6 protein-coding genes are annotated in these 12859 nt (G+C 34.2%); all 6 read left to right on the plus strand.

The window, feature by feature from the left end; translation table 11 throughout:
• The first annotated feature begins 486 nt into the window (after nucleotides 1–486).
• The 6 genes from Q8X41_RS20360 (at nucleotide 487) to Q8X41_RS20385 (ending at nucleotide 12759) form a co-directional block, all read left to right on the plus strand.
• The gene (locus Q8X41_RS20360) at nucleotides 487–1746 is read left to right on the plus strand and encodes a DUF2399 domain-containing protein (protein WP_397538075.1); all 1260 of its coding nucleotides are present in this window, start codon (nucleotides 487–489) and stop codon (nucleotides 1744–1746) included.
• Nucleotides 1722–3152 carry a hypothetical protein gene (locus Q8X41_RS20365; RefSeq protein ID WP_397538076.1) on the plus strand — a complete coding sequence of 477 codons (1431 nt, stop codon included), beginning with the start codon at nucleotides 1722–1724 and terminating at the stop codon, nucleotides 3150–3152. Before Q8X41_RS20360 ends, Q8X41_RS20365 begins: the two co-directional genes overlap by 25 nt.
• A complete protein-coding gene (locus tag Q8X41_RS20370; protein WP_397538077.1) occupies nucleotides 3094–3798 on the plus strand; it encodes a hypothetical protein in 705 nt (234 codons plus the stop codon). Before Q8X41_RS20365 ends, Q8X41_RS20370 begins: the two co-directional genes overlap by 59 nt.
• Nucleotides 3773–6982 carry an AAA family ATPase gene (locus Q8X41_RS20375; RefSeq protein WP_397538078.1) on the plus strand — a complete coding sequence of 1070 codons (3210 nt, stop codon included), beginning with the start codon at nucleotides 3773–3775 and terminating at the stop codon, nucleotides 6980–6982. The genes Q8X41_RS20370 and Q8X41_RS20375 overlap by 26 nt, the downstream gene beginning before the upstream one ends.
• Nucleotides 6983–7074: 92 nt before the next feature.
• On the plus strand, nucleotides 7075–8019 hold the full coding sequence (locus Q8X41_RS20380) for an aminoimidazole riboside kinase (protein WP_397538079.1): 945 nt from the start codon (nucleotides 7075–7077) through the stop codon (nucleotides 8017–8019).
• A 417-nt stretch (nucleotides 8020–8436) separates the two neighbouring features.
• On the plus strand, nucleotides 8437–12759 hold the full coding sequence (locus tag Q8X41_RS20385; protein ID WP_397538080.1) for a hypothetical protein: 4323 nt from the start codon (nucleotides 8437–8439) through the stop codon (nucleotides 12757–12759).
• Nucleotides 12760–12859 lie beyond the last annotated feature (100 nt).

Raw genomic sequence — 12859 nt, forward strand, 5'->3', positions numbered from 1 at the left:
TGGGGGAAACCCTGATAAATGGGTACTTTCCTAAACGGAAATGGAGACCATTTACAATTTTAGATGTAATACAAGCCTTTAATAACGTCTTTACCATCGTCTAATTTAAACCGCTCATTATTATTCGCCTGAGCATTATTACAAAATTTGAATACTTCACCGAGTTCGATGCTGGGTACCCGTCACCTGTCACTTATTGAATCTAAGTTACTATTTATTACGATTTCAATTGAAATTTTATGATTAATCAATAATGTGATAAAAATGTACAAGAATGTCATCAATAGTGTCCGTGACAGTGCACCAAAAATCTATTTAAAATGCAATGTTAGTCCTTTTCACTTACAATTAAAGAGATAATGTAACTTTAATGGAATGTTATTAACAAAGATAAAAATAGTGTATCGTTTATTATATACGAGGAACATAAACATGATATTTATTCTAATTTTACGTACATATTTTGAGATGAAATGAGGGGGAAAAATGCTTGAGCAATTTATAATCGATACTTATTTAAAAAAAGGAGAAACGGTAGAAAAAACTCCAAGACCAATTACTAACCATATAGTTGAATATACGATTACCAAACAAACAGTTCGTACATATAAAAGGGTAGCCTTGATTAAAATTGGTACACAGCTTCAGTCTTCCCAGCCCCCATCTAAACTATTAACATATCATTTTACGTTACATGCAAAAAGACAACTAGACGAACCCTTTTTAACAATTCAAGATTGGCTTACTGCAGGATGGATTGTGCAAGAAATTCGACTACAATCAGATGGAAGAACGTCAAAGGAAATGCATTATCGCATGGGACCGAGTTATGTGAAATATACCCATCAAACAATGCATGACAAGAATCAGCAATTAGAAGATCAATACCAACTCATTCTGGACTACTTCCATTCATGTACATTTAATCAAGAGTTACAGCCGTATATTCAAATATTTGAAACTTTCCTATATCAAATACCTTCACAACTTGCAAATGAAGCAACATTGAAAGCAAATTGGTCGATTCAGAAACGTCAAAAATTTTTAATGTTTTGTATTGGGTACTTCCAACTTGCAAGTAAAGAAACATTGTTTGATTTTAAGCAAATTGGTGCAACTGTATTTGATGACATTGGTGGTTCTAAAATGTTTGATAAAGATCGTGAAGAATTTGTTGAGGAACTAGAACGAATTTTTGACTTGGACAGTGCAATATTAGGATTAGTTAGTCTTGGGAAAATTGTGCCGGTTTATTTTAGCGGCCAACTTTGCGGTAAAATGAGTCAATATACATACGGTGCTGTCCATGCGTTAACGGATGATAGTATTTTACAAGATCATTATCAATCGGAGGCACATTACTTATTTCTTGTAGAAAATCGTGCTGTTTTAACGAGAATGGTTAAGGAGCCGTCATTTATTGAAAAAACAATGTCATTTGTGCTTTGTTTAGATGGACAAATTCGAACTGCTCACAAAATGCTATTGAAGCAATTAACTTCAACAAAGCAAGTAAAAAAGATAATCGTTTGGACAGATTATGATGAAGCGGGTCTTATAATTGCACAGAATGCAGTAAAACTTGTAGAAAGGATTCCAACTGTAATAATTGCACGCGATTATCATGAATATTCAACTATCGAGAACTATGAAATCTGGCTTCAAACAGAACTACAAAATGGTCAACATGAGCAAGAACAACAGTTAGGAGGTGAGCAGCAATGGATGAAATGGATTCAAAAGTAAATGATGTTCCTATTTCCATATTTCAAACGCCCATTAACCAATCAGAACTAAAAACAACGATGCGTGATATCGCATCACTTGCTGGTGTACTCAACGAATTAAAATCCCAACAAATTTATGATTCACCACTTGAAATCCTTCGTTTCTTAAAAGTGTTGCAATTATTGTATGAAGAATCCCTTGGACTTGCTGAAGAAATTGATAACGTTGATACATTGTACTATCGATTTCGTAACAAATATCAAGATCAAGAGCCATTTTCAATAGAACAGCTAAAGTCAATTATTCATGTATTAACTAAATATAGTTGGTTATCCAAACAAAGTCGACAGATCAAAATGATGGACCGTGGCAAACGAATGATGGATGCTTTGATTCGGTTAGCAAATGATTCTTTAGCTTATTATCTGCAAGATGATATTGGAAGGTCACTCTTTCAGGCAAGACGTGATGCAGAACTTAGTGCAGCTTATGATGACCATGGCATCTCAGGAGGAAATAAAATCGCTTCGATGATTCGAAATGTGGAAGAAGCAATCGAAAAGTTGGAATATCGTCAATTGGAATATTTGGCTGATCGTAATGCCTTGCCACAGTTAGAAATTATCCATCAATTGATGAAAGAACTTGAAGATAAGATGAAAGAACGGTTGGAGCAGTTTCAAACTATGGAAGAAAGTTTAGTGATGAGTAACCTTGTTCAGCGTGGTACAGCGTCATTATCCAAAGGAACGGAAATGAGCTTAGGGCTTTTAACCAAATATATTCGATTTGTATCACTTCAACATACACCGATTATCCATCGTATTTCTCCAGAGAAAATGCGTGCATTTATATTGAAAATGTACAATCCACCTATGGATTCTAATATTCCAACTACCTACGATTTATTTAGTTTTATGGAACAAGGACAGTATGAGGATGAACAATTAGATGGAATGTGGATACCTGTCAAATTTGCAGCACCCATTGGTGGTCAAGATATTGGAGATGCCATTCATTATCTAGAAACATACGAACCGAAAGTAAACAAACCAATCGAAGAAATGGAAGAAACAATTTTTGATGAAGAGGTAATCGAAGGGGAAACGGTGCATGATATGTTCCAAAATGCTTCTTGGCAAATGACAAAATCGGTTATACATACAGATGTCATTGAAACTTATTTAGGTGAACAAGGTAGCAGTGAGATTGAGGCGTTAATTATAGAATCGAGTTCAGAAAAATGGGGGGATGCTATCCGTTCTCTGTTGGCGATTTCAGCTTTATCAAACAATCAAAAAGTTTATATAGATCCGACAAAAGACAATCCGAAGCAATATGAGAAAGAATGGGAGTGGATAGAAGATGACGATCGAAAATTCCATGTACAATCAAAACATAAACAATCTCAGCATAATGAATAATTTACATGCCTATCTATCTGTTGAAGAAGAATTAGCCTTTATGCAATTGCTATTTTCTTCATCCGCATCTATTCGTGGAGGCAATTATGGATTAAAAAGAAAAGAAGTTGAAAAAATATTAAATATAAAAAATGATAATGAGGCTTTTTTTTCATTTATTAATCGAACAAATGAAGCATTAAGCCGCTATTTTCAAGTTTTATATGATGAAAAACGCGATCGTGTCATTGTGATGATGCGCGTATCTGCTAAAGATGCCAAATCGACATTGAGTAAAGAAGCATTGGCCATTCTATTGTATATGTTCTACCAACAAGAGGTACTAAACCATGAATATACCTTGTTACAACAAATTTTAACAGACTTTGGTCATGAAACATTAAATGCTAGTAGCAAGTTACAAGCGAATATTGATCAGTTGAAAAAAATCGGTGCAGTAGAAGAGTATGATCAAGCCACAACAGAAAAAGCTTATAGTTTAACGACAATAGGAGTGCACATGTTTTCCGATTCCTTCTTACGTCGTTCAGCTGAATTTGCACATTCCACACAACTCAGTAAAGAGGAAGTGTTGAAATTTTTTAAACGCTATAATTTGTATGTACAGGAGGGGAATTTGAATGATTCCAATTCGACTTCAATTTAGTGGTGTTAGAGATTTTAAACCAACGCGCCTTATTCTTGGAGATGAAATCGGTGAACATGTTTTGATTACAGGTCCAAATGGTGTAGGAAAATCAACTATTTCCTTTTGTATGGGAGCAATTTTATATTCAAGTAAAATTGATTTGGAAGGATTGCGTTCCAACAATTTACCTTATGAGAAAAAATGGTATGCAAATTTAGAGTTAACATTTAAAAATGAAGGCCCTTCTCGTATTGATGCACCACAATATATTTCTTTTCGTCTCATCCTTGAACAAGCTGAAAATCGAGGGATAATCCAGCGTGAATATCAAGTCTGGGTGGGGGATGGAATTGATGAACTTTCTAAAAAAGATATCTATCGTTCTGGTGATAGTCAACATCAGAATTTCACAATGTATAAAGAAGATTTACAGTATAAATATAAGATAGACCCCGACTTATTTTATTTAATTTGGTACCAACAAGAAGTAAACCAATTTGCAGAAATGGCACCACAAGAACGTTTCCGACGATTTAGCGAAATGCATAAAATCGATGAAATCCTACGTTCGTGGGAAGCGGCTATTGATAAATTAAAAGAATTAGAAGTTGAACTTGAATCCGCAAAAGGTACGGTAAAACAAGCAGATTTTTTATTGAAAATTGCCAAGCAGGAATACGATCGGTTAAAAGACAATCAAAAAAGGCTTTTACTATTCGGAAAACGCCACATTATTTTTACTCTTACTTTGATAGAAAAATATAAAGAGAAAAAAACGCAAGCTACCGAAGTTATCAAGGGAAAAGAAAGGGCAATGTTGGATGAAAAAACGAAACTCGCTACGATTGAACAAAAAATTTCAGAGAACCAAAAAGTACTGATTCAATTAGAGCAACAGACAAATGAACAAAATAGCATTCAGCAACAAACAAAATCAAAACATAGAACATTGCAAATTCAACATATTAATTTAGCTGAAGAGATAACCAAACTAAAAGAACAATTAGCTGAAACCGAACAACTTCGAAATGGCTTACGATATTCTGAACAAGAAACGAAACAGCATGAATTGGCGGCACAAAAGAAATTACAAGAAATCCGTTCTAAACTTACTAAAATCGAAAAACAGCTAACAGTGCAAAATCATAACAAAGACGATGTGACAAACGAGCTAGCGACACTTCAAGTAGAGCTCGCACAGTTAAATAAAGAAGAAAAACACGCCAAAATGCTTCTTCAACAACATGTCAGCTCTCAGCAAGTCAAAGAACAAATTGAAACATTGCAAACATTTATACGCAAATCATATAAAAAACAATCTGAAACTGAGCAAAAGCTACTAGCATTACGTGCTCAATTAGAATACTTAAACAACAATCAGCTTTTATCCGAACGGCAAAAAGAAGGATTTAAAGCAATCGAAGCGAGAAATATTGAAGCATTCGCACTACGAGACTTAGTAACATTAGATTCGACAGCAAAATTAAAAGACGAAAATCAATTGAATGCCATTAAATACACGATTTTTTACAATGCAATAAACTTTACACCAGTGAATGATTTGTATTATGTTTCCTTACCTAAAATTGTTCCCGGTCGTCTAATCGTATCGATCCCATATTTAAAATTAAAAATACGAGACGGATTAAGTGAAAGAAAGCAAAACTATGCTGTAAAAGCCCTTTGGTGGATTGAGCAGTTTTTAGATGGAGATTATCCAATCATTCAACAAAACATATTAGTCGACCAGCAAGGACTTCGTGGCGCACAAGAAAAAGAGACTTTTATCTTAAATGAGAAAGCCGTTGCAGAGGAACGTCTACTCGTACAAACAAATCTGCAAAAATTAGAAGAAACGTTGACAATGCTTAAGAAAACATTTCAACAAGCTCAACAAGAAGTCGAAACATTATACAGTGTGTTAAAAGATGTACAAGCAGCCGAATCAAAAATGCTTGAAGCCGATCGGAAAAAGATGAAACAGCAGTACCTCGAAAACTTACAACTACAAAAATTGCAAATTACTTCAGAAATAGAATCATTACAGCTATCACAAACAAAAATGCACCAACAGTTTAGTCAAGAAGATTATAATCTAAAACGTTTACAAGAAGAGTTATCCATTTATAAGCAGCTTGGCACAGTAAAACATCTGCAAAACTCATTAACAACAAAAAAACAACAATTCTCTCAAGTGCGTACGGAACTTAACGAATTCGAATTACAATTAGTAAAACTTCAACAAAAGATGAGTGATTTAAATGAAAAAAAACAAAAATATAGTCACCAAAACTTAGACCTTAAAAGTGACCAACGAGATACGAATTATGAAATACAAGGAATCAACAAAATTATTATCAAAACAAAAGAAGAAGTTGAAACACTAGATGCATCCATTTTAAATCAGCAATTAACATTGATAGAATTACAAAAAATTGTCCCAGATATTTATAAACAAGCACTACAAGAAGATTTAATGATGAATTCCTCGATTACACAATTAATAAACGATAATTCAACTGCTAAAGTGAATTTTAATAATGCCAGAACAGAAGAGGTTAAACCAGAAGCGGAGCACAATTACTACGCCGTTAAAAAAGACTATGATGAAAAAAGTGAAGCGGTCAGTAAAACAGAAGAATTTTTAGTACTCCATCGTGAACGTACGCAAGAGATGGAAAATAAACTAGAAACAACCATTAATATGAACGTGTTAAAAATTAACCGATTATTTGAAAAGTATATGGATGAATTTCAATTTGAAGGGAAAATCGAATGTGAGCGCTTCGAAGATAAAAAAGGAAGAATTATCTTCCAATTATTTATTAAAGTCCGCAAAATCGGTCATAGTGGAAAATTAGAAGATGTTGGGACAAAAGCTCGTCGCGGCAAGCTTGGAAAAGGGGTTTCCGGTGGAGAGGAATCACTAAGCTCACTATTATTCGCCTTAGCTTTATTACAAAATTTGAATACTTCGCCAAGTTTTATAATACTAGATGAATTTGATAGTGCCCTAGATGAAACAAGGAAAGAAAAAGTGTTTAAATTATATGAAACCGAACTACAACGAAAACTGATTATTTTATCGCCAAAAGCTCACGAAGATCAATATTATGCTAACTTTGCCACAGTCATAGTTGTCGAGCATGATTCAACTATACCTATTAGTCGTACGAAAAGTATTCATTTAAAAAAAGCATAATTGTCGTTTGAAAAAAACAATGCAACGTTTATAAAATTGATTAGTAAACAATGTTGTTAGTGATTTCAATTAAATGAGGAGGTGTAATGTTCATGAAAGGTGTTTTATGCTTAGGAGAGGCTTTAATTGATTTTATTCCTCTAGATGCTGACAATCTAACGTATCAGAAAGCTCCTGGTGGTGCACCAGCGAATGTTTCTGTTGGTGTTGCGAAACTTGGAGGGGAAGCGACTTTTCTTGGTAAAGTTGGAGACGATGTGCTTGGGCATTTTTTGAAGGAAACTTTAGAAGGGGTTAGCGTGAATACTCGTTCAATGATTTTTACGAAAGAAACACGAACTGGTGTAACATTCGTTTCACTGGAGGCTTCAGGGGAACGCCATTTTAGTTTCTACATAAACCCAAGTGCGGACCAATTTTTGCAAAAAGAAGAATTAGACGCATCGCTATTTACACAACATAAGATTTTTCACTTTGGGTCGATTTCTCAAATTAACGAGCCTTCTAAATCAGCGACATTTGAGGCGATTAAGAGGGCAAAAGAATCGGGAATGCTGATTTCCTACGATCCGAATTTTCGGCCAAACCTTTGGCGTTCCGAAAAGCAGGCCAAAGAAACCATACTTGCTACAATTCCCTATGTGGATATCTTAAAGGTTTCCGATGAAGAATTATCCTTTTTAACAGGTTGCAGTAACATGGAAGAAGGAATTGCACTATTACCTAAAGTGCCGCTGATTTTGGTCACTTTAGGATCTGAAGGATGTTTGTATTATTTTAAAGGGAAGATTGGAACAGTTCCTGCTTTGACATGTCAGGCGATTGATACTACTGGAGCAGGTGATGCATTTGTTTCTGGGATTCTCTATTCACTCAATGAATCAGCCAAATCACTAAAAGACCATTTAGAAACAGAAATTGCCGAGATGATTCGCTTTGCAAATATTTCAGGAGGATTATCTACGACTAAAAAAGGTGCCATGACGGGGCTTCCAACATTACAGGAAATTCAAGCGCTTTTGAAAAATCATAAATAAATGCAGCTAATAATAGATCAAAGTAGCCTTACACGAAACTAAATGTGTAAGGCTACTTTTTTGATATTCAGCATAGAAAATCTAGTTTCGTCTATAGAGGAAATAAAGAGTATAATATTCGCAATTTAATTAGAAAAGCATTCATGAAATTAATTCAACTATAAAAATGATCGAATAAAGAAAACAGGGCATAGTCCATTTTCTAGAGCATATACATTAAGAGTTAAGGGAGTTTATATATACTTCTAGGCTTTTTATTCCGCATTAACGGAAAGTAAAGGATCCCACTTTAAGAATCAAGTAAGAGACAAGAGGGGAAATGGGGTTCAACTAATACTCAGTGTGGATTGTGAAAATCCCGTATTGAGTAAAGGTTCACTTTATTGAGAAAACGAATAAAAGATAGGGGTGTCGATTTTGAAAGAGCAATTGAATGATAAAGCGAAACGTTTTTTTGAATATTTATTAGCACTTTCATCATTAAATGGAAAACCCATTCGTTCGATTCAAGATTATGAAAAGACATGGATTTGGGACGAATTAGGTAAAGTTGAAGGATGCACTATTGGAAATAGATGTGGGCGACCGTCAAATCTTCTAGAAATACATAAGCCTACAATCGACAACACATTACTCAAAAGTCCAAGTCCATATCCTGAGTTAGACAAATGGATGAGTGATGCAGATTATAAAAAAGAGCCGAGTACACCGAGTTACAAACACACGTTAAAAGTGAACGAAACGTTCTTTCATTTCGGTGAAAATGAAGAAAACATCAAATTAGATTCACAACGTCTATCAGAATGGAAAGTGTGGATAGAAAGGAAAAAACGGTTAGCTCGTGCCAATGATTTCTACGCTGAACTTCTCGAATTGGTCAATAGATTAGAGCTAGAAAATGATTCAATCGAATTAGTACTATCAAAGGGATTATTGAAATGGTCAGGAGCAGATGAAGGAGAAACGATAGAGCTCCCACTGTTTACGACAAATGTGATGTTGACGCTTCATGCTGAATCAGACTTGATTACGTTAAAAGAGGAAACAAAAGGATTAAAGTTTGAAAATGAATTATTTAGTGGGAAGACATTTCTGAATAGAGAACAAATCGATATCCTAATTGACAATATTGAGAATTTCAACTTTTCAGATGACCTATCAAGTGAATTTAAACAGTTGGTTCATTTACTAGATCCAAACGGACGTTTTATTGAAAATAGTAGCTTTGAAACAAGTAATAATCATGCACCTGTCATCATAAATCAGTCATTGCTAATCGTACGTGCAAAAAGTTCAGCGATTATTAGAAATGATTTGCAACAAATTATTTCTGCGATTGATCAAAACAAGATAGAACTTCCTGATTCAATCCATGCTTTTTTAGGGGATACTCCTATTCCTAAACAATATCATCCAAATAGTACAAATAAATCGAATTTGTTGAAATCAACATTACCAAATCAAGTATTTTTCCCATTAAATGCGAATGAGCAGCAAAAAGAGATTGTAAAACGTATTGAACAAGATAATGGAGTAACAGTTCATGTGCCTACAGAAACAGAGAAGACACACACTATCGCCAATCTCATTTCTCACTATTTAGCTGAAGGCAAAAAAATCCTCATTACAACTCAAGAAGATAGTCAATTAAGAGAATTGAAAAATAAAATTCCAGAAGAAATTCGAGATTTATGTGCACCTTTCTTAAGTGAGGATACAAATGCATTCAATGAAATCGAACAATCCATTCGACTAATTGGAGAAAAGTTAGAAGCCTTAAATCTACAAAAATTAAAAGAAAATATAGAGCAAAATCAACAATTATTAAATCAAAGTATACAAAATGAAGCAACGTACAGAAATAGCCTGAAACAATATGCGAAATCAGAAGGAACACCTATTTTGTACGGAGATCAGCAACTGTTTAAATATGATGTAGCAAAACGTCTAGCCGAAACAGATGTCCATTATCAATGGATAAAAGACGATCTTCCTTTAATTATGAAATTTCCTTTGAGTCATGACGAGTGGGAAGAATTCTGTACATTACAAAATTCTTTCAAAAAAGAAGATTCTACGTTAATTGATACAATATTGCCTACCAATTCGGATATTCTAAATGGATCAACATTTAAAGCGTTACTTGAGGAAGAGAAGCAATTACTCGATGAAATTGACTTGCAATATATAATGCCAATAGAACGTACACCTGAAAAAAAATCAACTCTACTCATTATGAAAGCATTAGTTGAGGAAATCATCGCCAATCATCATCTAGTTGAGGATGAAAATGTTAGTAAGTTTATTCAGGATTTACTTTCTAGTGAGAAGCGAAGAGCGTTTTGGGTGCAACTCGTTATTGAGTTAAAGCAGCATACTAAAATAGCACTTGCTTTATATCATGAGTTAATCCACCACAAAATTGTGTTGCCTAAAAAGCTAAATAGTGAAATTCAATTAGACTTGATTATCGCGCGAGAGAGGATTCTTTCAGGTAAAAAGCCGAATCGATTGTTCTTCATTCGAAAAGGAAAAACGACGCAATATTTATTTCAAACAGCTGTACTAGACGGAAAACCTCTTAAGAAGCTAGAAGATGTTACGACAATCCAAAAGCATCTAGAATACAGGAATCTAATTACAAAATTATCGAGATTATTTAATGGGAATATGAATGAAATGGGTATTCCAGGCGTCGATATCACGTGGCGAGAGTTCCCTCAAATACTGGAAGAAAGAATTGACGCTTTATCACAAATCATTGACCTTGTAGATCTAGATTATGAATTATCATCGAAACTTCAAGTTGAACAGCTTCAAATAAGTAATATTTTTGATCTCGCATATTACGAAAACTTAAAAAGAGAAATCGAACATACATTAAACTATATCAGATTAGAAAGATGGCAAGAAAAATATGATGTTGAAATTGAGAAGTTAGTAGCTTTGGTGAATAGTGAAAATATGCATGCTATTGTAAAACAATTCCTTTATGCAATGCAAGTCAAAGACGATGATGCTTGGAAAGCTTTATTAGGGGAACTAAAAGAATTACACAAAGTGGACAAAAAGATTACGAAGTGGAAAAAATTCACCGATCTATTAGAACATAAACTACCACTCACCGTTGAGGGACTAAATAAAAACTTCGGTGAGGTGAAACTGGAAAAGGATCAGTATATAGAAGCATTTGCATTGAAGAAAATGGAAACATGGTTAAATGAAGATGATGATACGAATTGTAATGCTCTGAATGAACAACTTCAAAATGAATTAAATACGCAAAAGAAATACATTCGAGAAATCGTATCAGATGCAACATGGGCTACACAACTCGCTCGAATAACTGATGAAGAAAAAGAAGCTTTATCAGCATGGAAATCCTATAGTCAAAAAATCGAAAAAGACGAAGGAAAATATACTACAAGATTAAATCGTGAAACACGGAAAGCTGTGAAACGGGCACAATCATCGATTCCAGTTTGGATGATGCCAATTGACCAAGTAATCCAAAACTTCCCAATTACAAATGAGAAATTTGATGTCATCATCATTGATGAAAGTAGTCAATGCGATTTATTTACTATAAATGCTTTACTAAGAGGAGAAAAAGTAATTGTGGTCGGGGATTCTGAACAAACTAATCCTCAACTAATTGGAGCAAATCGTGAGGTTGTAGCTGAATTAATGCATAATTATATTCAAGACGTTCCAAATCGATCTTTATTTGATGGTGAAATATCCTTATATAAAATCGCAGAGCAGAATTTCCCATCGGTAGAAATTGTAGAATTAATGGAAGCAGATTTACTTAATGAAAGCCAAAATCCAAAGAGTGAAATAGGCCAGATTGAAGAATTAGAAAGCCTATGTGAATCAACTTTTGAAATCGATGTACTTAACATGATTTTATCAAAGGATTATCGAGTTACTCCTAAAGTAAAAGTAGGTCCTTACAAAATTGATTTTGTAATTGAGGGCATGCATGATCGTCTTGCTGTGGAGTGCGACGGAGAGAGATGGAAAGGTCCCGAAAAGTATGAAGAAAATCAACAACGTCAAGAAACACTTGAGCAAGCGGGGTGGAAATTCTGGCATGTTAGCGGTAGGGACTTTTACTGCAATCAAAAGAAAGCAATGGAAGGTCTGTGGTCAAAGCTCTCTGATCTAGGGATTTTACCTATAGGTGCTGAAGAAACTTCAAAAGTACTCCATGATTTTAGCGTGAATATGATGACTGAGCAAGAACCTAAAATACACTTTCAAACTCAAAATAAAAAAATATCTACTAAACCTGTTCAAGAAAACAAATTGAGTGATCCATTTACTACTGAGAAGATTACTGATGAAAATCATTCATTCATAGAAGAATATAAAAATGTAGTAGAAAAGCTAGCCATTAAAGAAGATTTACCGAAAAATCCCACATTAATTTATACGAATAAGGAAAAGAATGAATCAAAAATAGTCTCAGCATCTACAATCAATGACATTCCACCAGAGCTCATTCAGAATGTATTAATACAAGGGAAAATATCGATCGTAAAATTTTTGAATGATCTAGGTTTTGAAATTGTCGATTATCGACTACAAGATGGGAGCATTTGGGTAGTAGCAAACGAGGAAATAAAACCATTTATGGAAAAACTAGAATCGTGTAATGTTTCATTCCGCTATATCAGTAAAGGTAGTCAATCGACAAAAGGGCATCCAGCTTGGTATACGAAAATTTTAGATTGAATGTAAGAACTATTGAGGCTGCTATCCAAATGGGTAGCAGTTTTTTATATGGAAATGTAGTGAGATTAAGTGTTTGTTAGGATATAAAAAGTGCTTATCT

It is taken from the genome of Rummeliibacillus pycnus (assembly GCF_044359855.1).
In the GTDB taxonomy this organism is placed as follows: domain Bacteria; phylum Bacillota; class Bacilli; order Bacillales_A; family Planococcaceae; genus Rummeliibacillus; species Rummeliibacillus pycnus_A.

Bases quoted from the DNA above. Each gene is read 5' to 3' on its own strand.
- Q8X41_RS20360 (WP_397538075.1), top strand. From the start codon at position 487: ATGCTTGAGCAATTTATAATCGATACTTATTTAAAAAAAGGAGAAACG.
- Q8X41_RS20365 (WP_397538076.1), top strand. From the start codon at position 1,722: ATGGATGAAATGGATTCAAAAGTAAATGATGTTCCTATTTCCATATTT.
- Q8X41_RS20370 (WP_397538077.1), top strand. From the start codon at position 3,094: ATGACGATCGAAAATTCCATGTACAATCAAAACATAAACAATCTCAGC.
- Q8X41_RS20375 (WP_397538078.1), top strand. From the start codon at position 3,773: ATGATTCCAATTCGACTTCAATTTAGTGGTGTTAGAGATTTTAAACCA.
- Q8X41_RS20380 (WP_397538079.1), top strand. From the start codon at position 7,075: ATGAAAGGTGTTTTATGCTTAGGAGAGGCTTTAATTGATTTTATTCCT.